The sequence below is a fragment of the Kineothrix sp. MSJ-39 genome, from assembly GCF_018917935.1.
GTDB lineage: Bacteria > Bacillota > Clostridia > Lachnospirales > Lachnospiraceae > CAG-194.
Genome location: NZ_JAHLPN010000008.1, coordinates 77,380 through 100,435, shown reverse-complemented (window position 1 = coordinate 100,435; position 23,056 = coordinate 77,380). Strand labels below are relative to the sequence as shown.

The 23,056-nt window shown below is 45.2% G+C and carries 18 protein-coding genes; 13 read left to right on the top strand and 5 right to left on the bottom strand.

Features of this window, described 5'->3' with window-relative positions:
- Nucleotides 1-10 precede the first annotated feature (10 nt).
- Entirely contained in the window at nt 11-937 is a 927-nt protein-coding gene (locus KQI22_RS07210) for a carbohydrate kinase family protein (protein ID WP_216551420.1), read from the bottom strand.
- Between the two features lie 165 nt (nt 938-1,102).
- Between KQI22_RS07210 and KQI22_RS07205 the strand changes: the two genes are divergently transcribed.
- The 10 genes from KQI22_RS07205 to KQI22_RS07160 all read left to right on the top strand — a co-directional run bounded on the left by KQI22_RS07205 (nt 1,103) and on the right by KQI22_RS07160 (nt 13,876).
- A complete protein-coding gene (locus tag KQI22_RS07205; RefSeq protein WP_216551419.1) occupies nt 1,103-2,083 on the top strand; it encodes a LacI family DNA-binding transcriptional regulator in 981 nt (326 codons plus the stop codon).
- 287 nt (nt 2,084-2,370) lie between these two features.
- Nucleotides 2,371-3,084 carry a LytR/AlgR family response regulator transcription factor gene (locus KQI22_RS07200; RefSeq protein WP_216551418.1) on the top strand — a complete coding sequence of 238 codons (714 nt, stop codon included), beginning with the start codon at nt 2,371-2,373 and terminating at the stop codon, nt 3,082-3,084.
- A gap of 24 nt (nt 3,085-3,108) precedes the next feature.
- A complete protein-coding gene (locus tag KQI22_RS07195) occupies nt 3,109-4,428 on the top strand; it encodes a sensor histidine kinase (RefSeq protein ID WP_216551417.1) in 1,320 nt (439 codons plus the stop codon).
- 314 nt (nt 4,429-4,742) lie between these two features.
- Entirely contained in the window at nt 4,743-5,786 is a 1,044-nt protein-coding gene (locus KQI22_RS07190) for a sensor histidine kinase (protein WP_216551416.1), read from the top strand.
- A gap of 247 nt (nt 5,787-6,033) precedes the next feature.
- On the top strand, nt 6,034-7,947 hold the full coding sequence (locus KQI22_RS07185) for a PTS beta-glucoside transporter subunit IIBCA (protein WP_216551415.1): 1,914 nt from the start codon (nt 6,034-6,036) through the stop codon (nt 7,945-7,947).
- Nucleotides 7,948-7,988: 41 nt separating this feature from the next.
- Nucleotides 7,989-9,455 carry a glycoside hydrolase family 32 protein gene (locus KQI22_RS07180; RefSeq protein WP_216551414.1) on the top strand — a complete coding sequence of 489 codons (1,467 nt, stop codon included), beginning with the start codon at nt 7,989-7,991 and terminating at the stop codon, nt 9,453-9,455.
- A gap of 46 nt (nt 9,456-9,501) precedes the next feature.
- Entirely contained in the window at nt 9,502-9,759 is a 258-nt protein-coding gene (locus KQI22_RS07175) for an HPr family phosphocarrier protein (RefSeq protein WP_216551413.1), read from the top strand.
- A gap of 62 nt (nt 9,760-9,821) precedes the next feature.
- Nucleotides 9,822-11,432: a phosphoenolpyruvate--protein phosphotransferase gene (gene ptsP, locus KQI22_RS07170; RefSeq protein WP_216551412.1), complete on the top strand. Its 1,611-nt coding sequence runs from the start codon at nt 9,822-9,824 to the stop codon at nt 11,430-11,432.
- A gap of 83 nt (nt 11,433-11,515) precedes the next feature.
- The gene (locus KQI22_RS07165; protein WP_216551411.1) at nt 11,516-12,595 is read left to right on the top strand and encodes an HD-GYP domain-containing protein; all 1,080 of its coding nucleotides are present in this window, start codon (nt 11,516-11,518) and stop codon (nt 12,593-12,595) included.
- A gap of 24 nt (nt 12,596-12,619) precedes the next feature.
- On the top strand, nt 12,620-13,876 hold the full coding sequence (locus KQI22_RS07160) for an SPFH domain-containing protein (protein ID WP_216551410.1): 1,257 nt from the start codon (nt 12,620-12,622) through the stop codon (nt 13,874-13,876).
- Between the two features lie 490 nt (nt 13,877-14,366).
- Here the strand turns inward: KQI22_RS07160 and KQI22_RS07155 are convergent, their stop codons facing one another.
- From KQI22_RS07155 to bglX, 3 genes are all read right to left on the bottom strand, one after another.
- Nucleotides 14,367-16,490 carry a methyl-accepting chemotaxis protein gene (locus KQI22_RS07155; RefSeq protein WP_216551409.1) on the bottom strand — a complete coding sequence of 708 codons (2,124 nt, stop codon included), beginning with the start codon at nt 16,488-16,490 and terminating at the stop codon, nt 14,367-14,369.
- Between the two features lie 86 nt (nt 16,491-16,576).
- Nucleotides 16,577-17,533 (bottom strand): D-2-hydroxyacid dehydrogenase, encoded by a 957-nt coding sequence (locus tag KQI22_RS07150; RefSeq protein WP_216551408.1) that lies wholly within the window; start codon nt 17,531-17,533, stop codon nt 16,577-16,579.
- 68 nt (nt 17,534-17,601) lie between these two features.
- Nucleotides 17,602-19,824: a beta-glucosidase BglX gene (gene bglX, locus KQI22_RS07145; RefSeq protein WP_216551407.1), complete on the bottom strand. Its 2,223-nt coding sequence runs from the start codon at nt 19,822-19,824 to the stop codon at nt 17,602-17,604.
- A 186-nt stretch (nt 19,825-20,010) separates the two neighbouring features.
- Here bglX and KQI22_RS07140 point away from each other — a divergent pair, with 186 nt between their 5' ends.
- The 3 genes from KQI22_RS07140 to KQI22_RS07135 all read left to right on the top strand — a co-directional run bounded on the left by KQI22_RS07140 (nt 20,011) and on the right by KQI22_RS07135 (nt 21,755).
- Complete coding sequence (locus KQI22_RS07140) at nt 20,011-20,445, top strand: hypothetical protein (protein WP_216551406.1); 435 nt, start codon at nt 20,011-20,013, stop codon at nt 20,443-20,445.
- A gap of 37 nt (nt 20,446-20,482) precedes the next feature.
- The gene (locus KQI22_RS13955; protein WP_256447417.1) at nt 20,483-20,608 is read left to right on the top strand and encodes a hypothetical protein; all 126 of its coding nucleotides are present in this window, start codon (nt 20,483-20,485) and stop codon (nt 20,606-20,608) included.
- Between the two features lie 229 nt (nt 20,609-20,837).
- On the top strand, nt 20,838-21,755 hold the full coding sequence (locus KQI22_RS07135; protein WP_216551405.1) for a calcium/sodium antiporter: 918 nt from the start codon (nt 20,838-20,840) through the stop codon (nt 21,753-21,755).
- A 1-nt stretch (nt 21,756) separates the two neighbouring features.
- On the opposite strand, the gene KQI22_RS07130 is transcribed toward KQI22_RS07135, so the two are convergent.
- Complete coding sequence (locus KQI22_RS07130; protein ID WP_216551404.1) at nt 21,757-23,040, bottom strand: ABC transporter substrate-binding protein; 1,284 nt, start codon at nt 23,038-23,040, stop codon at nt 21,757-21,759.
- Nucleotides 23,041-23,056 lie beyond the last annotated feature (16 nt).

Below are 23,056 nucleotides of genomic sequence, written 5' to 3'. Positions count from 1 at the left end.
TCTGCCTCTCTTATAAGAACTTTTCAATCTCTTCCTTTGTCGGAAGTGCAGGGATTCCGCCCATCTTCTGTACACAAAGACCGCCTGCTGCATTTCCGTAGGCAAGTGCTGTCTTTACCATATCCTCCGTCACTTCTTCCGGCTTTGTGATGCCAAACATCAGCATACGGGATAAAAAGCCACCCCAAAACGCATCGCCTGCGCCTGTCGCATCGACCGCATTTACCTTTCTGCCTGCTACGACATCACTGTTTCCATGAAAGAAATAACGTGCGCCCTTGCTGCCAAGTGTCTCTATTAAAACGGTGATCCCATGTTCCTTCATAAAGGCTTCGATATTGTCCTCTCCGCCTACAAAGTACAGCTCTTCGTCTGAGATCTTCATAAAATCAATGTAAGGCAGAAGCTTTTCCACTTCCTGTTTGCAGCGATCCATATCGTGCCAGATCATATCTCTGTAATTGACATCGAAGCTGACCAGCTTTCCATGCTTCTTTGCCAGAGAAAGGGCATATCCGATCGCTTCCCTGCTCGGATCATCAGAAAGAGAAACACTACCCGCATGGAGCATTCTGCAATCTGCGATGTCCGCTTCCTTCACATCTTCTTTGGAGAGCAGGATATCCGCACCCGGCTTTCTGGCAAACGTAAAGGATCTTTCCCCGCCTTCGTATAAGGTAACAAATGCCAGTGTTGTGATCGCCCGATCTGTCAGATCAGGACAGAGCATCTTCACATGATCCTCTTCCAGAACGCCCTGCAGCTTCTTTCCAAAATCATCATTTCCCAGAATACCGAGAAATGCCGTATCAAGCCCATTTCTTGCCGTTGCGATCGCCACATTTGCAGGCGCTCCGCCCGGATTTGCCATATAAGCTCCCGGCTGTTCCATCGGTGTAAAATCAATCAACATTTCTCCTGCACAAATAATATCCATAGGTTACCTCCTCTGTTGTATTTTCATCTACTTTACCATTTAGTATAACGACAACTCATTTTTTTCACAATAGAATATTGAAAAAAATGTGAAACAATTTTATACTATATATGATATCGTTTTCATATAGATCTATTGCATAACATTTGGAGGTAAGGGTAAAGCATGAATATCAGTGACATCGCAAAAATGGCAGGCGTTTCACCTGCTGCCGTTTCACGTTATCTGAATCAGGGATACATCAGTGAAGAAAAGAAAGAAGCGATCCGCCGCGTGATCGCACAGACCGGGTATACGCCGTCGCAGCAGGCACAGACACTGCGGACAAAACGCACCAAGGTCATCGGGGTTGTGATCCCCAAGATTGATTCGGAGTCTATTTCGCGTATTGTCGCCGGTATCAGCTCCGAGCTCAATGAAGCAGGCTATCAGCTTCTGCTTGCAAATACGGAAAACAATACCGATCAGGAGCTGACCTATCTCAAAACCTTCCGCCAGAACAATGTGGATGGGATCATTCTCATTGCAACCATGCTGACGCCGAAGCATAAGGCTCTTTTAAAATCCCTGACCATTCCGGTTGTTGTCCTCGGACAGAAAACAGATCTTGCCTCCTGCATTTATCATGATGATTACCATGCAGCCTACGATCTGACAAAGTACCTGATCGAAAAGGGGCATACACATATCGGTTTCATCGGTGTTACTTTGAAGGATATTGCTGTCGGAACGGACAGACGAAACGGTTTTCTGGACTGTATGAAGGATCATGATCTGCCGGTTTCCGAAGATCAGCTTGCAATCGGGGCTTTTGATATGGAAAACGGCTATGACAATGCCCGCCAGATCCGCAAAAAACATCCCGAGACAGACGCACTTTTGTGTGCGACCGACACGATCGCTGTTGGTGCCATGAAATACCTGCATGAATGTGATGTCAAGATTCCGGATGAGATTGCAGTCTGCGGCTTCGGAAACGGCAAAACCGCTGCTGTTGTGACGCCATCCCTGACTACGATCCACTATTATTACCGGACAAGCGGTATAGAAGGTGCCCGAATGCTGCTTGAAAAACTGCAGAAGAAAAATGTACCGTTGAAAACAACCATGCTCGGCTATGAAATCATGGAACATGCTTCCGTTTGATATGATATATCACAATAAAACAGGCATTTGCACCTTTCTTTCCAAGACCGGAAAGAAAGGTGCAAATGCCTGTTTTACTTTTATTTAATTCCCTCTCGATTATCCCCATCGAATGCATATTCAATATATGCATCTCTTTACATAGATTGCAATACTTTATGCACAAAACGACGCGAATCATGTATATAACGACCTGAATCAACGAAATACTTGTAGCCACATGTCGATTTTGCTATAATAATATCATTATATTGAGAATGCGAATATGAAAAGGAAATTTACACTCGATGCAAAAAATACTAATCGTTGAAGATGACCCGATCCAGCTTGAAATGCTTTACGAAACCATTCATACCCGGTATCCGGGCTGGGAGATCAAAAAGGGATCCTCTTTTGAAGCCGCACATGCATTTTTGCAGGACTCTATTACAGCAAATGAATATTTTACCCTGTTTTTACTGGATATCCAGCTGCGCAAAGATCCAGAAGACCGGAGCGGTTTTCAACTGGCACAGAAGATCCGTGAAATCAGCGTATATTATAAAACACCGATTCTCTTCCTGACATCTGTCTCAGAAGAATTGTCCAGGGCATTGACACAATTTCATTGCTACAATTTTATTACCAAGCCTTATCAGCGCGAAACAGTGCTTGAACAACTCAGACAAATGCTTCTGACCGGCTATTTACAGGATGTACTGGACATTGCGGACACACAGCGGATCCGTCACAGGATACAACCACAGGATATCCGTTATGTCGAATCCAGATCACATACTATTTTTATTTATACGGTCTATGGCTGTATCCAGACAAGAGAATATTCCCTTTCTGCCATAGCACAGCAGCTCGGAACATCCTTTGTCCGCTGCCACCGGCGCTATCTGATCAATCCTGATCATATAACAGGCTTTGACAGATCCGCCCGTTATCTGCTGACCGGAAAAGATACGATCCCTGTCAGCCAGAGTGGCATTGCACTATTGGAAGATTACCTATAACAAACAAATAGAAGGCATATAATTATGAACAGCATACTTACTATTATCATTACATATATCCTTAACCCGATTCTGGAAGCTTCTGCAGGAATCTTCGTGATCAAAATGCAAAGTCACCGGTCTCTGCGTCTTCGGTTCAGTGACCTTATTTTCTATCTATGTACAATACTGACACTGCTCCTGTTTCCTTCCGGCCATCCGGTTTTCAGATGGGTGTTTGGTCTTTTGTTATATCTTGTTTATATTTTTACAACAGTCAAAGATACGGCACTGAACCGTTTTCTGCTTTTCATGCTTGTTCATGGAAGTATCTTTCTTTTACAATGTGTGATTCTGGGCGTTATGTATTTTGTATTCCGGATCACGTCTTTCCATACAGTCAGTGTCAGCCTGCTCGGCAATTTCCTGACGGTTGTTTCTGCTGTCCTATTTTTCCGGCTGCCTTTTGCCAAGCATCTGTTTGACTATGTAAAACAGGCTTCTTTTCTACTCCGTATTCTGATACTGAATACCTATCTGGTTGTTTTATTTTGTTTGGCATTTTTTAAAATCTACCCCAAACAGATTTATGAAATACTGTCTCTTGTCATCACACTATTGACATTGCTTGCAGCCATCAATATCTGGATTCTTTACTACGACCAGCGCACCAGACTTCAGCAGCAGGAAATCGACAGCTATCAGAAAAATATGCCGATCTACGATTCCCTGATCCATGAGATCCGCGCCAACCAGCATGAGTATGTAAACCGCCTGCAAAGCCTTGCCAATCTTCCTGTCATATACAAGGACTATGATGCGCTTTCCAGAGCACTGCAGTCTTACGCACAGGAGTTTGTCAATCCCATGGCAAATTACCCGCTTCTACAGATCAATATGCCATTGCTCGCAGCTTCTCTCTACAGCCTTGCAAGCCACGCACAGGGAAAAGGGATCACGCTGCAGTTTGATATTGTTTCCGCAGTGCTGAAAAGCCATGTACCAGAGCATGAACTGACCGATTATATCTCCATTCTGACACAGAATGCGATCGAAGCCTGCAAAGAGGGCGATACGATTTATGCTTTGTTGGATTCTAAAGACGGAGCAGTACATTACGAGATCCGCAATCCTGTTCCTGCCATGATCTCACCGGAAGAAATCGGCAATTTCTTCAGACATGGATATTCTACGAAACAGCTACAGACAGATCATGATACTGCCACTTCTGATCCGCTGGATGGCAAACGCGGCCTTGGACTGTATTACTTACAGACGAATGTCACAAAAGCCGGTGGCTCTGTTGGAGCTGATTGTGTATGCCATGATGGAACTTATTATATGATATTTAGATTAATGTTATAAAAAATTAAATCTATATATAACAAATAGACAAGAGGTGCTTCACACAATGGAACTGGCAGTTACTATGTTTGACACGATATGTGAATTTTTTATTGCCTGCTATATCACAAAAACTTATCTGCATAAATCATATAAGCCACAGCTTCGGGATTTCGTTACCTGTTGTTGTCTGTATCCTTATTCCGGATCATAAAGGCATTCTGACCTGGGCATGTGCACATATCATTTATCTGACTTATGTGTGTACACAGCAAAAACGTGATGAGGTCTCTTTGCAGGATCGCTATCTGCTTTTTTGTCTGATGCACAACTCAATGCTTATCATAGAAGGCGTGTTTTCTATCCCGCTTACTCTGCTGATCCGTCTCATTCCAATGCCGGAGCTGCTGTTTATGCTGATCGCCAATATTGCTCTGACTATTATGACTCCCGTGCTCTTTCTGATTCCTGCCCTGCGCAACATGTATGACAACATCAGATATGCTGCACTTCCGTTCAGACTGATTTTGATCAACAGTTATATGATTCTTCTTTTTCTTCTTTTATCTTTTAGATTGAACTTTCTGACACTGTACAGCAGTTCCGTCTCAGCTCTTATCTATTGCTGTACAGCTCTCTTTCTTGTTGCACTCAATTTATGGCTTTTATACTATGACCAACGTAACAGACTTCAACAGCAGGCGATCAACAGCTATCATAAAAATATGCCGATCTACGATTCCCTGATACAGGAAATTCGTGCTAACCAGCATGAATACGTAAACCGCCTGCAAAGCCTTGCCAATCTTCCTGTTATGTATAAGGACTACGATTCCCTTTCCAAAGCGCTGCAGTCTTACGCACAGGGGTTTGCCAATCCGATGGCAAATTATCCGCTTCTGCAGATCAATATGCCGCTGCTTGCAGCTTCTCTGTACAATCTGGCAGGTCATGCACAGGAAAAGGGCATCACAATGCAGTTTGATATTGTTTCCACCACACTGGAAAGCCACGTCCCGGAGCATGAACTGACCGACTATATTACCATTTTGACGCAGAACGCAATCGAAGCCTGCAAACAGGGCGATACGATCTATGCCCTGCTGAATTCCAAAGATGGCTATGTGCATTTCGAGATCCGCAATCCGGTTCCTGCCATGATTTCTCCCGAAGAAACCGGCAACTTTTTTAAGCGCGGCTATTCTACCAAACAGATACAGACAGATCCCGATACTTCCAAATCGAATCAGGCAGGCAACAGGCGGGGACTTGGGCTGTATTATTTACAGACAAATGTTATAAAAACGGGAGGTTCCGTCGGTGCTGACTGTATAGCCTATGATAAAACCTATTATATGATTTTCAGACTGATGTCATGAATATAGTTCCCGTCCTGTCGTGAACCGTCATATTCCACAATTCTCCCTCAGATAATTTATTCATTTTTGACAATTTACAAGTGACATTTGCACTCTTATAATACAAGTATGAAATGAAATCGATTTCATATCTTGTTTCAATCATTTTCACATAATCAGTCGATTATATTGTTATAATCATATTTATAAATGTGATAACGATTGCATTTGATATGAACCACTACTTACAATTATTGGGAGGTGCCACATGGATTATAAGATCTGTGCCAAAGAAATTTATGAAGCAATCGGCAAAAAAGAGAATCTGATCTCTGCAGCACATTGTGCCACAAGACTTCGTCTTGTCATTGCCGATAACGAAAAAGCGGACGTCACAAAACTGGAAGCGATCGATGGTGTAAAGGGCGTGTTCAACGCTTCCGGCCAGTTACAGATTATCATCGGAACCGGAACTGTGAATAAGGTATATGATGAATTCATTGCCATTGCAGGAATCCAGGCAGCCACAAAAGAAGACGTTAAACAGGCTGCCAGTGCAAAAACATCCGTTTTCAAACGTATGATCAAAACACTCGGTGATGTATTTGTTCCGATCATTCCGGCGATCGTTGCCAGCGGTCTTCTGATGGGACTTTTGGAAGGTCTCTGCAATGTCTTTCCACAGATGGCAGATTCCCCTACTTATACGATCATCCACTTGTTCAGCAATGCAGCTTTCGTCTTTTTACCGATCCTGATCGCATTCAGTGCAGCAAGGGTATTCGGCGGTAATCCATATCTCGGTGCTGTCATTGGCATGATCATGATCCACTCCGATCTGATGAATGCCTGGAGCGTTGCGGGCGCAACCGATATTCCGACCGCAGATGTCTGGTTCGGTCTTTACAAGATCAATCTGGTCGGTTATCAGGGTCACGTCATTCCTGTTGTCATTGCGGTCTGGTTCATGAGTATTCTTGAAAAGAAGCTGCACAAGATCGTACCGGAGATCATAGATCTTTTTGTAACGCCGCTCGTTACCGTACTGGTAACCGGTTATTTGACACTTACCATTTTCGGACCTATCTTCTCTACACTTGAGAACTGGATCTTAAATGGTGTGCAGTATCTGATCACCCTTCCGTTTGGTATCGGTTCCTTTATCATCGGCGGTATTTACGCTCCGACCGTTGTAGCAGGTATCCACCATATGTATAATGCAGTAGAAGCAGGTATGCTTTCCGCAAACGGTATCAATACCTGGATGCCAATCGCAACTGCCGCAAATGTGGCGCAGGGCGCTGCTGCTCTGGCACTTGCTTTAAAGACGAAAAACCAGAAAACAAAATCCATGGCACTTCCGGCTTCTCTTTCTGCCTTCCTTGGCATTACAGAGCCTGCCATCTTCGGTGTCAATATGCGTTACTTCAAATGCTTTATCGCAGGCTGCATCGGTGGTGCGTGCGGCGGTCTTGTAGCAGGTCTGACACATGTCGGCGCGACTGCTTACGGAATTACCGGTTTATTTGGTTACCTGATCACAACACATTATACCCTGCAGTATACACTGATCATGCTTGTTGCCTTCGCAGTTGCTTTCCTCTGCTCCTGGATCATGTACAAGGAAGCTCCTGCTAACGCCGGAAATACTACAGTAGAAAATGCAGTTACAACAAAAACTGCCGAAACAGAAACTATTGATCCTGCAGTTACTTCTGATGCAGAAACCGCAGAAAAGCTTGTTTTCGCTCCATTAAACGGCAGCGTTGTCCCACTTGCCGAAGTTGCAGATGAGACCTTTGCCAGTGGTGCGCTGGGACAGGGATCCGCAATCCTGCCAAGCAGCAATACAGTATGTGCTCCGTTTGACGGAACAGTCACCATGGTATTTGATACAAAGCATGCCATCGGGCTGGAAAGCAAGGACGGCGTAGAGCTTCTGATCCACATCGGTATCAATACCGTAGAACTGAACGGAGACGGCTTTACCGCCTTAGTGGAAAGCGGACAGGAGGTCACAAAAGGACAGGAACTGATCCGTTTCGATGCAGAAAAGATCAAAAATGCAGGCTATGACCTGACAACACCGGTCATTGTCACAAACAGCGATGACTTTACATCTGTCAATAACTGCAAATACGGCGAAATCCGGATCGGTGAGCAGCAGCTTACGATCTCATAAGATCTGCCAGACCTAAACAATACAAAAGGAGTTTATCTATCATGGTTCACGATACATTACAGGACAACAAAAAGATCAAAGAACTGGAACAGGCTCACATGGCTAAGGTTTCCCATACAGATTCCGCACTTTCCTTTCATCTGATGCCACCATCCGGCTGGCTGAATGATCCAAACGGACTCTGCCAGCTGCATGGTACTTACCATATTTTCTTCCAGTATTCTCCTTACTCCGCCATCGGCGAAGGAGATAAATACTGGGGACACTATGAAACAAAAGATTTTGTAAACTATACTTATACAGGCATCTTTTTATCACCGGACTGCGATCTGGATAAAGATGGTGTATATTCAGGCAGCGCGCTTGTGGAAGACGATACCATGTATCTTTATTATACAGGCAATACAAAGGAAGACGGTGATTTCGACTTTACCTATGAAGGACGTGGCTCCAATACAACACTGGTCACATCCAAAGACGGCATCACAGCTTCTGCCAAGAAATGTCTTTTAACAAGCGCAGATTACCCGCATACCTTATCCTGCCATGTCAGGGATCCTAAGGTTTTTAAAGAAAACGGGAAATACTATATGGTACTCGGTGCCAGAACAAAAGATGATGTCGGCTGTGTTCTTCTTTATGAAGCTGCGGATAAAGAACATTTTCATTTTAAGCAGTACATCGGATCCGAAAAGCCTTTTGGCTATATGTGGGAATGCCCGGATCTGTTCCAGATCGACGGAAAACGTTTCCTCTCCATTTCTCCACAGGGTATTGCAGCAGAGGAATATCGGTATCAGAACGTTTATCAGTCCGGCTATTACCGCATCCTCGGAGATCTGGAAAATTACACCTTATCTCCTTTCACAGAATGGGATATGGGATTTGATTTTTACGCACCGCAGAGTTTCGTTGATGAAGCAGGCAGAAGAATCCTGATCGGCTGGATGGGCATCGGCGATATCGAATATGAAAATCCGACTGTTGCAGAAGGCTGGCAGCATACACTGACTGTTCCGAGAGAACTGACGCTTGATGCATCCGGCGACATCTGCCAGAATCCGGTAAAAGAATTATCCGCCCTGCGCAAAGAAGAAATCATCGTTCCTTCAGATCGTTTTCTGACAGAAGGTGCCTTTGAAATGCTGGCAGATATGACGGGAAATGAAGATTTTTCCATTATCATTGACAAAGGAATGCGCCTTCAGTATGATGCAGCTTCCGCTGTTTTCTCTCTTTCCTTCTTACCGGATCAGGAATGCAGCGCGGAAGATGCAAAAGGCTGTGGCCGTTGTATACGAAAGGCAAAAATCAGAGAAAATAAAGTGAGCAGTCTGCAGATCCTGGTCGATCATTCTACTATTGAAATCTTTGTCAATAACGGGCATTATGTATTTAGCAGCAGATATTACAAGACCGGGCATGCACATACAGTAGAGTTTGCAGGTGATATGAAAGTCAACGCTTACACACTCTCCGGCTTTGACTGCAAAGTGACAGACAGATAAAATACGAAACCATTTTTATTCAAATAATCTCAAGGAGGTAAAAGAAATGAAAGAATTTCAGTACACAATCAAAGACGAGATCGGAATCCATGCAAGACCTGCTGGACTGATCGTAAAGAAAGCAAAGGAATTTTCTTCCAAATTTACACTGACAAAGGACGGAAAGACAGCAGAGCTTACAAAACTCATGGCACTGATGTCCCTTGGTGTCAAATGCGGTGATACCGTTACTGTTGCAGTAGAAGGTCCTGATGAAGATGCAGCCGCTGCTGCTATGCAGGCATTTTTCGCTGAAACTTTATAAAACCAAAGCATCGATGTGCCTTACACGGGAGTTACTTTATGGTATAGCAAGGAGGATATGATATGGAAACCTATCAGGGAAAATCAATCTTTAATGGGATTGCGATCGGAAAGATCTGCAAATATGAAAAAGAACAACAGCAGGTTAAGAGAACAAAGATCACTGATCCGGAAGCTGAGATCAGCCGTTTCGACCGTGCGCGTGAAGAAGCAGGTGCCCAGTTACAGGCTCTTTATGACAAAGCACTTGCCCAGGTCGGTGAATCCGGTGCTATGATCTTTGAGATCCATATGATGATGCTCGATGATGATGATTACCTCGACAGCGTGTACCATATCATCCGCTCCCAGCAGGTAAATGCAGAATTTGCGGTTGCAAGCACCGGCGATAACTTCTCCCAGTTATTTGCATCCATGGATGATGAATATATGCAGGGACGTGCAGCCGATGTCAAAGATATCTCCGACCGCCTGATCCGCGTTCTTATGGGACAGTCCGGCGAGTCCGAGATCAAGGAGCCGGTTATTATCATGGCAGAAGATCTTGCACCCAGCGAAACTGTACAGATGGATAAAGATAACCTGCTTGCTTTTGTGACAACACTCGGCTCTTCCAATTCCCATACCGCTATCTTAGCCCGCACCATGGGGATTCCCGCTCTTGTGGGGATTCCGGTCAAAGACGAATGGAACGGCAAAATGGCGATCGTAGACGGGCATAACGGAACACTGATCATCGAGCCTGATGAAGTACTTCTTGCCCAGATGCAGGCAAAAAAAGAAGAAGAACTACGGCAGAAACAGCTTTTAGCGGAACTGAAAGGAAAAGAAACCGTTACAAAAAGCGGCAAAAAGATCAACCTTTACGCCAATATCGGTAACGTATCCGATGTTGCAGCCGCCCTTGCCAACGATGCAGGCGGAATCGGACTGTTCCGCAGCGAATTTTTATATCTGGAAGCACAGGATTATCCGACCGAGGAAGAACAGTTCCACGCTTACAAGACTGTTGCGGAAAATATGGCAGGCAAAAAGGTCATCATCCGCACACTTGATATCGGTGCAGATAAGCAGGTTGCTTATTTCGACCTGCCAAAAGAAGAAAATCCTGCAATGGGCTTTCGTGCGATCCGTATCTGTCTGGAAAGACCCGAGATCTTCAAGGTGCAGCTCCGTGCGATCTTACGGGCCAGTGCCTATGGTACGATCTCGATCATGTTCCCAATGATCACTTCTGTGGAAGAGGTCAGACAGATCAAAGAAATCCTTGCCCAGGTTCGCGATGAACTGACCACGCAGCAGATTCCGTTCGGAGAAGTTGAGATCGGTATTATGATCGAAACCCCTGCAGCCGTTATGATCAGTGATCTTCTGGCAAAGGAAGTTGATTTCTTCAGCATTGGTACGAATGACCTGACCCAGTATACACTGGCGATCGACAGGCAGAACGAAGCACTGGATACCTTTTATAACCCTCACCACGAAGCTATCCTGCGCATGATCCGGATGGTCATCGACAACGGCCATAAGGAAAACTGCTGGGTTGGTATCTGTGGTGAACTTGGCAGTGACACTGCTTTGACAAAACGTTTTATTGAGATGGGAATTGACGAATTATCCGTTTCTCCCGCTTATATTTTAACAATCCGTAATCTGATCAGAGAACTTCCGTAAGGGAGTTCTCTTTTCATTGACACGCATTCCAATTTCTTCTATGATATAGATAGTAATATTTCTGCAAAGAGGTGGGAATGCGTATGAGAAAACTTCTTGTAAAAGATCTACATCCCGGTATGATCACTGCGGAAGACATTTTTTCCATAGATGGACAACTGATCCTTCCGAAAAAGATCATCCTCACGCAAAACGGAATCGAAAAGCTGGAAGCCTTCGCAATTTACTCTGTCCGCATTGAGGACGAAGAAGTTGCGCCGCCGCAGACCAGTTTTTTTGACACGCCTTCTTATAGTGAACGTATCAAATCAAATCCCGATTTTATCAATTTCAAAAAGAGCTTTGAAGATCATGTGGAATCTCTGCAGACAGGGCTGAACCAGATCGCAGAATCCAATTCCAGCTTTGATGCGGAAAATCTGCTGTCCCAGACGCTTGCCCTGATCGGAGAAGGCAATGCTTCCTCCATCAGCATGATGGATATGCTGCTGAATATGCGGGATTACGACGATTCCACATATGCGCACAGTATCAATTCTGCCATTATCTGCAATATTTTTGCCGGATGGCTGAACCTGAGTAAGGATGAGCGTGTCCTTGCCACATCCTGTGGATTATTCCATGATGTCGGTAAGCTGAAAGTACCGGAAGCGATTCTGAAAAAGCCGGGCACTCTTACCAAGACCGAGTTCGAAGCGATCAAGCGTCATCCGCTTGACGGTTATAACCTGCTCGACCAGTATAATCTGCCTGAAGAAGTTAAGAATGCAGCTCTGATGCATCATGAGAAATGTGATGGCAGTGGCTATCCGTATGGTTTTACTGCCGATAAGATATCGTTCTTTGCCAAAATGGTCACGATCGTTGATATTTACGATGCCATGACGAGTAACAGATGCTATCGTAATCCGCTCTGTCCGTTCTCCGTGATCGAGTCATTTGAGCAGGACGGTTTTCAGAAATATGATCCGGAGCTGTTTCTGGAATTTCTGAGACATATCAGCAACAGCTTTATTGGCGAACGTATTTTATTAAACAATGGACTGGAAGGGGAAGTTGTATTTATGAATCCTTCTTATCTTTCCAAGCCGACGATCAAATGTTGTAATAAATTTCTGGATCTGGCAGCCAATCAAAATATTAAAATTGCATCAATCATATAATGCATACATATAAAGGAGGAAATTATGGGATTAATTAAAGCAACCGGAAATGCAATCGGATCTGCACTCGGAGATCAGTGGCGTGAGTATTTTTACTGTGACTCCATGGCGGCAGATGTACTGGTAACAAAAGGGGAAAAGCGCACCAGCAATAAGCGGTCAAGCAGCAACACAAAGGGCGAGGATAATATTATTTCCAACGGCTCTATTATTGCTGTCAATGACGGACAGTGTATGCTGATCGTGGATCAGGGTAAGATCGTGGAAGTTTGTGCTGAACCGGGTGAATTTGTTTATGATACATCATCCGAACCGAGTATTTTCTATGGTTCTCTGGGTGACAGCATCAAACAGACCTTCGCCATAATCGGAAAACGTATTTCCATGGGTGGTGATCCGGCTAAGGATCAGCGTGTGTACTTCATCAATACGAAGGAGATCCTCGGCAATAAATACGGTACAATGAATCCGGTACCGTTCCGTGTCGTAGACAATAATATCGGACTGGATATCGATATCGCGCTTCGCTGCAACGGTGAATATTCGTATAAGATCGTAGATCCGCTTCTGTTCTACACCAATGTCTGCGGTAATGTGACAGACGACTACACCAGAGACAACATCGACAGTATGCTGAAAACAGAGCTTCTGACAGCACTCCAGCCTGCTTTTGCAAAGATTTCCGAGCTTGGTGTCCGTTACAGCAACATTCCTGCTCATACTATGGAGCTTGCAGATGCATTAAATGAAGTTCTTTCCGAGAAATGGACCAATCTTCGTGGTATTAAAGTTGCTTCTTTCGGTGTCAATACAGTTACTGCTTCTCCGGAAGACGAAAAGATGATCAAAGATCTGCAGAAGACTGCAGTACTTCGCAATACAAGCATGGCTGCTGCCACTCTGACAAGTGCACAGGCAGAAGCAATGAAAGCCGCTGCCAGCAATACAAGCACAGGTCCTATGATGGCTTTTGCAGGCATGAATATGGCAAACGCTGCAGGCGGTTTAAATGCCAATACATTATTTAACATGGCTGCACAGGAACAGGCGCAGGCAGCACAAGCCCAGCCTCAGCAGGCAGCTCCGGCTCCACAGCAGAGTGCTCCCGCAGCAGGCGAATGGATCTGCAGCTGCGGTGCAAAGAACAGCGGTAAGTTCTGTACCGAGTGTGGTGCCAAGAAACCGGAAGAACCTGTGAAAATGCAGTGGTTCTGCCCGGAATGCGGTACAAAGAATGAAGGCAAGTTCTGTACCGAATGTGGAACGAAGAAGCCGATGTAATAGGCTTCGCCGTAAATAAAAAGAAAAAAGGAACTTTCCTCTGCCGGGAATGTTCCTTTTTTATATCGTAGACTCGCAAACCCACACCTTCGGTGCTCTATCGTCTGCTCCGCAGACGGTTTGACACTTGTAACAAACCGAGAGTACATTCGCAAAATCGCCTCTTCGAGGCTTCTCGCTACTACGTAGCTCATTTTGCTCATGTATGGCTTCGAAAAGAAAAAGGAACATTCCTCTGCCGGGAATGTTCCTTTTTTATACTGTAGACTCGCAAACCCGCACCTTCGGTGCTCTATCGTCTGCTCCGCAGACGGTTTGATATCTATAACAAACTGCGAGTACATTCGCAAAATCGCCTCTTCGAGGCTTCTCGCTACTACGTAGCTCATTTTGCTCATGTATGGCTTCGCCAAAAAAAGAAAAAGTGGAGTAATCCTCTGCAAGCAAGCTTGCTCGGATTATTCCACTTTTTCTTTTTCCTCTCAGTTTGTTACATCTTAAAAATCGCGAGGGCTTCGTCGAGTTTGCCGGCGAGCTGGCGAAGGTTTTCGGATGAAACCTCAAGGTTGTTCATCGTATCGCTCATGCCCTGCGCAGAGTTCATTGTACTTGTTGTAGAAGCCTCATTCTGCTCGGAAATAGATGCCAGGTTATGTACCACATCCTGGATAGCGTCTCCTGAATCACTCAGAACACTGACCTTTCCGCGGATATTTTCAATATTATCAAGTGAGTTGCTGACACCAACAGCCACTGCATTGGATTTCTCCATTGTCTCATCCAGTTTTTGCTGCTGCTGATCCATCTTCACTTTCACTTCTTCCATTACCTCAACCATACGGTTAGATTCGGAAATGATCTCTGCAATGATCTTTTCTACTTCCTCTGCCGTCGTATTGGACTGCTCAGCCAGCTTACTGATCTGCTGTGCAACGACTGCAAATCCACGACCTGCATCTCCTGCTCTGGCAGCTTCGATACTTGCATTTAAGGAAAGAAGATCTGTTTCATCCGCAATATTCTGGATCATTGTGATCGCGGACTGGATGGATGCAATGGAATCATGCAGTGTATTGATCTGCTCCGCAATCTTTGTTACTGAAGTACTTGCTTCCTCATTGGAAGCGTTTAATTCACCGATGATCACCTCAGAAGCCTTTTCTGCATCTGACATCTGTTCCGCATGTCTTGTCAGTGCATCTACCTCATCTGTAATGTAGGTGATCTGCTCGCCGATACGGTCAACATTATGCTTTGCAACACCTGTTTCGTCAGCCTGCGTTGCAGAACCCTTGGTAATTTCCTCCAGTGACTGGTATACTACATCTACAGTTCCTCTTGTATTGACCGCCATATTTGTCAGCTGATCTGCTGATGTGATCAGGTCTGAAGAGGATTTTTTAATATCTGATACGATACGTCTCAGCTCATTCTGCAACTGAATGGAAATATTGTAAATATCTCCCAGCTCGTCGTTTCGCTTTGTGATCTTCTTATTCACATTGGTAGAAAGCTCACCCTTTACGATCTGTCCCAGGAACTTTCTTGTCTCTTCCATAACAGATACCATCTTGGATGCCAGAAGTACAATGATGATCGATACAATACCCATCAGAACCACAGACATGATGATGATCTTTGTCGTCTGCTCCTTGATATTAGCCTGTACATCTTCTGCCTCTTTTGCAACACCGATCGCACCTGCCACCGAACCATCCGCATTTAAGAGCGGCTGATAATAGGCATAATATACATTTCCTTCGATCTCCGCATTTTCCACGAAAACGGATTCTCCGTTCTTGATCTTTTCGGCGATCTCTTTATCCAGTCTCGTTCCGGTAGATCTGCCGCCTTTTTCTCTCTTAACGGTTGTGATCAGTCTCATATTGTTGAAATACAGAGTCATTTCAAATCCGGTTCTTTCCTTCAGTGCATCAAGCAGCTTGTTATCACCCGTAATGAGCACTTCGCCCTTGGTCACACGTCCTGTCAGATCCTGCTTATAATCGCCCTCATACAGATTGCTGTATGTTTCGTCCAGAGAAGTTGCCACGATCTGAAGAGATTTCTCTATCTCCGCTTCCAGACCGGATTGCAATGATTTTGTGCTGAACATGGTGATCATGATACAGATTGCCAGCATCGGAACAAGTGCCAGAAGTAACATTCTGCGTGAGAAAGTGAAAAATCTCTTTTTCGTACCGATATCTGCAACCGGAACATATTCTTCCTGCCCACTTTCTTCTGCAGCTGCTTCCTCTGCTATATCTGAGCCCTCCTCCGGGAACGCATCTTCTGTGGCAATGTCTGCTTCCGGTACGGACTGCTCTTCCGCTTCTGTATCTGCCGGCGCTGCATCCTCCACAGCTTCTGTAATCTCTGCATCCGCAGGTTCTGCTTCTTCTGCCTCTATATCGTCTGCAGACTCTTGTGAAGGATTTTCTTCTGCCGTATCTGCAAGTGTCTCTTCCGCTTCCGCAGCTTCAACCGGCTCTTCTTCAGCCTGCTTGATCTCTTCTCCGCTGGCTGCTTTATCGGCCATCATTTTTGCAAAGAGCGCATCAATATCGATGTCCTCTTCCTGCTGATTCTTGTCTAATTCTTTATCTGCCATAGTAACTCCTTATAACAGCGCCTTCTCACACTGTTCCCATATTACATTCTGCCGTTTGTTATTACGGTTTATTTCAGATTATTATATCACACAATGATATTTCTGTCTTCACCTTTCAGGAAGGCTTCTACATTTTTATAAACCTCATTGACCAGTCTTTCACGTGCTTCTACGGAAGCCCATGCCATATGCGGTGTAATGATCAGTTTGTTGCTGTCCCAGATCTTTCCGAGCGGGTTGTCTGCCGCGATCGGCTCTTTTTCCAGTACATCCAGTCCTGCTGCCGCAATTTCTCCGCTTTCCAGCGCTTCATACAGATCCGTATTGTTGACAACCGGACCTCTTGCCACGTTGATCAGAAGAGCGGACTTCTTCATCCTGGAAAGTGCCTCTTTATCGATAAAGTCTCTCGTCAGGTCAGAAAGCGGGCAGTGCAGGGATAAAATATCGGACTGCGCCAGCAGCTCATCCTTGGATACCTGCTCATATTCCGTACAGGTGCTCTTTCCTGTTACGGAATGGAAAATAACTTTACAGCCGAAAGCTGTTGCGATCTTTGCAACCATTCTGCCGATATTGCCCATTCCGATAATGCCCCATGTCTTGCCTGCAAGCTCTGTGAAAGGCAGATCAAAATTGCTGAACCGATCCTGCGCTCCATAAGCACCGTCCTTTACATAGGTATCATAATGTGGCAGATGCTCCAATAAGTAAAGTGCCAGGGCAAATGTATGCTGTGCCACTGCGGCTGTGGAATAGTCTTTTACATTGGCAACCTTGATTCCTCTTTTTTTACAGTATTCCAGATCAATATTGTCAAATCCGGTCGCGAATTCACAGATCAGCTTTACATTCGGTGCATCTTTTAATGTCTCTTCGTTCATTGGCGCCTTGTTGGCGATGATAATATCAACATCTTTTACCTTTTCAGCCGTATCTGCCGCTACAGTATTTCTATAATAAGCAACCTCTCCAAAATCTTCAAAACAGGTTACGTCAATGTCTGTTCCGACACTGTTTCTCTCTAAAACCGCTATTTTCATTTATCAGTTTCCTCCTCATGTCATTTAATTTCCATATTCTTCTTTATTATAAACAAGACAGCAATATATTACAAGAAAAACTCCTGATACATGCCACTATCACTGCTGTCCGAAATCCATACACGGAATTTACCCGGTTCGCTTCCATAGCTTCCGTCCGAACGCACAAACCGGAGCATTTCTTCGGTGATTCGGAAGCTGATCTCTTTCTTCTCGCCCGGCTTCAGACTGACCTTTTCGATCCCTTTCAATTCTTTTACAGGGCGGGCAACAGAAGCTGTCACATCACGGATATAAAGCTGCAGTACATCGCTGCCTTCCCGTTCTCCCGTATTTTGTATGCATACGGATGCTGTTATCTCTCCGTCCTCTGTCAGTTTATCTGCAGAAAGGGTAACATCCGATACTGTAAACCTTGTATAGGAAAGCCCGTATCCAAATGGATATAGCGGCTCGTTGGGAATATCCAGATATTTTGACAGATACCGTTCTTTTTTCTGTGGATCATTCGGTCTTCCCGTTTCCAAATGATTATAGTAAACAGGAATCTGCCCTACACAGTAAGGGAAACTCATCGGCAGTTTTCCCGCCGGATTTACTTTTCCCGTCAGTACGTCTACGATGGCATGACCGCCTTCTGTTCCCGGAAGCCATACTTCCAGCACTGCTTTCGCATTTTCCTGCACTTCCCGCAGGTCAAGCGGTCTTCCGTTAAACAGCACGACCACAATGTTATCATTGACCTTTGCGATCTCCCGCAAAAGCACAAGCTGCGGCTCCGGAATCCGGATGTCCCCCCGGCTTGTTGCCTCGCCGCTCTGCAGATAATATTCTCCGATCGGCATTACAACGATCTCTGCCTGCTTTGCTGCTTCTATCGCTTCCCGCAGCATCTGCTCTCTTTCTGCTTCCGTATATTCCACAGGCAGCACGTTCCCTGCCTGATCAAATCCTTCAAATACATAGCCCTGTGGCATAAAAGCACTTCCCTGCACATATGTGGTTCTGGTGCTGTCAAATACTTCTTCTGCCGCCTCACGGATCGTCACACAGTCCTTTACATCGCCGGAGATCGCCCATGTACTGATCAGGCACTTGCTGTCTGTATAAGGTCCGATAAAGGCAATTTTCTTTTCCGTTGATAACGGAAGCAGTCCGCCTTCGTTTTTCAGAAGTACAAAGGTCTGTGCTGCTGCCTTTCTGGCAAGTGCTCTGTTCGCCTCTGTCAGCTGCACCTGCGCTTCTTTTTCAGCGCCCATGCCCTGATAAGGATCTTCAAACAGCCCGAGCTTGTTTTTGAGTGTCAGAATACGGAGCACACTTTCATCGATCAGTGCTTCCGGAATCGTTCCGTCTTCTACCAGTCTGACCAGCTCACTTCTGTAGCACTCTGTCATCATATCAATATCCACACCCGCAAGTGCTGCTTTATGCGCTGCGTCTTTGGCATCCTCCGAGCAGCCATGCGCGATCGTTTCATAAATAGCCGCAAAATCTGAGATCAATACCCCATTAAATCCCATTTCTTCCCGGAGCACTTTTTTCATCAGCCACTGATTGATCGTCGCCGGAACACCGTTTACCGTATTAAATGATGTCATCACCATACCGGCCCCTGCTTTGATCCCTTTTTCATAAGCAGGCAGATATTCATTGCGGAAGGAATTTTCAGATACTTCTACCGTATTGTAGTCACGTCCGCCTATCGCACCGCCGTATCCCGCGAAATGCTTCACACAGGCACAGACCTTTCCTTCCCGGCTCATGTCGTCTCCCTGCAGTCCCTGTACCATGGCTTCCGCAAACAGTCCGTTTAAATACGGATCTTCCCCGGTCGATTCCATCACACGTCCCCATCTGGGATCACGCACCAGATCTACCATCGGCGAAAATGCCACGTGGATTCCGCCGGCTGCAGCCTCCTTTGCAGCTACAGATGCACATTCCTTTGAAAGCGCCGGATCAAAGCTGGCTCCCTGTGCAAGCGGAACCGGAAAGATTGTCTTCATGCCGTGGATCACATCATACATAAACATCTGTGGAATATGATGCGGCTGATTTTCCATATAGCTTTTCTGGATCCTGGCAAGTTTTTCCCCGCCATATAAAAGGAGACTGGAACCTGCCATCTTCAGGTCTTCCTCCGTTACCTTCATATCCGCCATCATAGGTCCGGTTACAATTCCCTGCTCCTTTGCATCATAGAGCATTCCGACCATCTGTACCATCTGTCCGATCTTTTCTGTCAGCCACATATCCTGCAGTAGTGCAAGTATCTGTTCCTGCTTCATAAAACACCTCCGTGTCCGTTCTTATTCTTTCTTTATTGTAACTTGTCCCACCTGTATTTTCAATCTTTTCCCATCTGCAATCGCGCCGGGATTTTTTCCCTGTAATCTTAACTGGAATCCTATTGAAATCAGAAAAACAGGAGCATATAATGAAGCAGGATAAAATGCACGAAAGGAGGAGTCTATATGAAACAGGTATCTTACAGACGTGGCAGAACTGCCTGCCTGCTTCTTCTTGTTCTGCTCCTTCTTTCTGTTCTGGACAAAAATCCCGAAATGCCTTCTGCGGATGAAGTGCCCTATCTTGGTTATACACAGGCCGCTTCTGTTCCCTGTGTTCTGGAAGAAGATACGGGGATCATTCCGGATTTCATCAACGCGGAAGAAACCTTTTATGCAAGTCATGCGGTCGTTTTAAACCGCTCTACGGTAAGACGTCTTACCAATACCAAAGCCGATCTTACCTGTCATGAAGCAACAGTCTATGGTGCATTCTGCATCCTGATGACGCTCATGCTCTTTTATCTGGCAGCGGCATTTCTGTGCAGCCGTCAGTTTATCATCCGCTATATTCATGATCAGGACGGGCAGAAAAACAAACTCCTTTACTCTCAAATCTAACATACCAAAATAAAGAGAATAAAGGAGATTATTAAAAATGGGAACAGGATTAACAGGTGTATTACTTTGTGCAGGCATTACGGTAGCTTTGGCAGTTGCATGTATTTTGATCGGAAAGGGCTTATCCCTGATCACCGATAAAATGTTACCGGATAACAAATAAGACCTGCCAAACCTTTACCGGTTCTTTGCCGGCTTGTGGTTGACTTCCTGATACTCCTGCCATAGGATATTTACTATAAAAGGGAGTAGTTTGCATCTGCTGATGTCATAATGATCGTCATCACGCCGAAAGGCCGGTTATTGTGGGTAAGTAACGAGACTTTTATCGACTATTTTGTATGCGATAAAAGTCTCGTTTTTTATGCTTTTGTCGCGGAAAGGATGGAATTATGGAATATGTATGGTTAGTTGTAGGTTTTGTGCTCCTGATCAAGGGAGCGGATTTCTTCGTGGATGGCAGTTCTTCCCTCGCCCGGCTTCTGCGTGTCCCAAGCGTGATCATCGGACTGACGATCGTTGCCATGGGAACCAGTGCACCGGAAGCCTCCGTCAGCATGAGTGCAGCGCTGAGCGGAAGCAATGAGATCGCCCTCAGCAATGTCATCGGATCCAATATTTTTAACGGTCTGGTCGTTGTCGGCGTGTGCGCCTTTATGTGCGCTTTTTCTACCAACAAAGACATTTTAAAGCGTGATCTTCCTCTGAATATCCTGATCACTTTTCTTCTGTGTATCATGCTTGTAAACGGAACGCTCAGCCGCCTGGAAGGGATCCTGCTCCTGATTGGTATGGCAGCTTATCTGATCAGCATGGTCGTATCTGCCCTGAAAAACAGACAGGGCGAAGAAAATGGCAGGGTGTTATCCCTGCCAAAAAGTCTTCTGTATATTGCCGGTGGTCTGATCGCGGTTATCGCAGGCGGAAATCTCGTCGTGGATAATGCCTGCATCATTGCGGAAAGCTTCGGCGTCAGCCAGAATTTCATCGGTCTGACGATCATTGCGATCGGCACTTCCCTGCCCGAGCTTGTCACTTCTATCGTCGCCACCAGAAAGGGGGACAGCGGTCTTGCACTCGGCAATGCGATCGGATCGAATATTTTCAATATTCTGTTTATTCTGGGCATTTCCGCAGCGATCACACCACTTGCTGTCCTGCCCGAATCTGTGATCGACTGCATTCTGCTCCTGTTCAGTGCCATTCTGCTGTACATCTTTGCCCGCAGCAAAAAATCCATGTGCAGATGGGAAGGCGCAGTGTGTATCCTTTTATATATCGCTTATACGGGATATCTGCTCGTGCGATGATCTACTCTGCTTTCTGACCGCCGCAGGACTTTACAAAGTCCTGCAAAGCGGTATCTGTGTCTGCATATTTTCCGGTTGCATATCCATTGACACAAGTATACCAGTTTGTGACCAGATCAGCCGTGATCTTACCTTCATTTACACATTCTTTTTCCACTTTTTCCGGATTCATCACATTCCGGTAAATTTCCACGCCGTTTTCAGATGCAGCGACAGACGGAACCCCTTTAATGTCCGCCATTTCATTGATCTCATCCCTTGTCGTCAGAAATCTGATAAATTCAACTGCATAATCATATTCCGCACTGTTTTGATTGACTGCCATTCCGTACCATGGCTCCCTGTAAGCATACGCTCCTTTTTCGCCAAGCGGTGCATAAATAAAAGTATATGTAAACGGAGACGCTGTAAAAGCTTCTGATTTTGACTCTCTCTTCTTCATTCCACTGACTTTTTCCGTATTGCATACCCAGAACGGAACATCACCCTCAAAAAACTTCAGGATCGCCTCGTCATAATTATCTTGCGGGTAGGTCTGATTGAGTGCCAGATCTGTATAACCGTTATCTATGATCGTTTTCAGTTTATCCATCACCGGGGCAAGTTTTTCCGCCGCGCTGTCCCTGCCAGCCATCAGATCCTCATACAGTGCTTCATCCGACAGAAGCAGATCAAACAGCATGCTCTGTGTCAGTTCCGCATACACTTTGCTGTCCGGTCCCTGAATCGGCGTATACCCCTTTTCTTTTAATACGGAAAGGGCATGCAGAAATTCATCATATGTGCCCGGAACCTGCAGCCCTTCCTTTTCCAGCAATGATTCATTGACTACGATTCCATAAATATTCTGCCCGATCGGAATCGATGTCAGCTTTCCATCGTGATATTCCAGTTTCAGCATCTTCTCGTCTATATCACTTAAATTGATATCTGCCTTTGACAGATCAGCATAAACATCCGTCAGCTGATCTCCGAAATTGTGAAAGACCTGCTCGGAAGTCATCAGAATACTGACATCCGGATTAGCCTGTAAATATTCATCATAGCCTTCCATACTGATCTGTTCATAACTGAACTCTGCATTTGGATAATATGTGTTAAAATCAGCGGTCACCTGGTCAAGCGCTTCAAAATTCCCGAAAAATCCGGCCACGGATAACGTAACATCCTTCTCTGTATCCAGCCTCGGCTGAAATACATTTTCTTCTTTTTTCCCACAGCCTGAAAGTACCAGCAGACTTGCTGCCATACATACAAATATTCCCACTCTGCTATGTTTCTTCATATGGTATCCCTCCTAT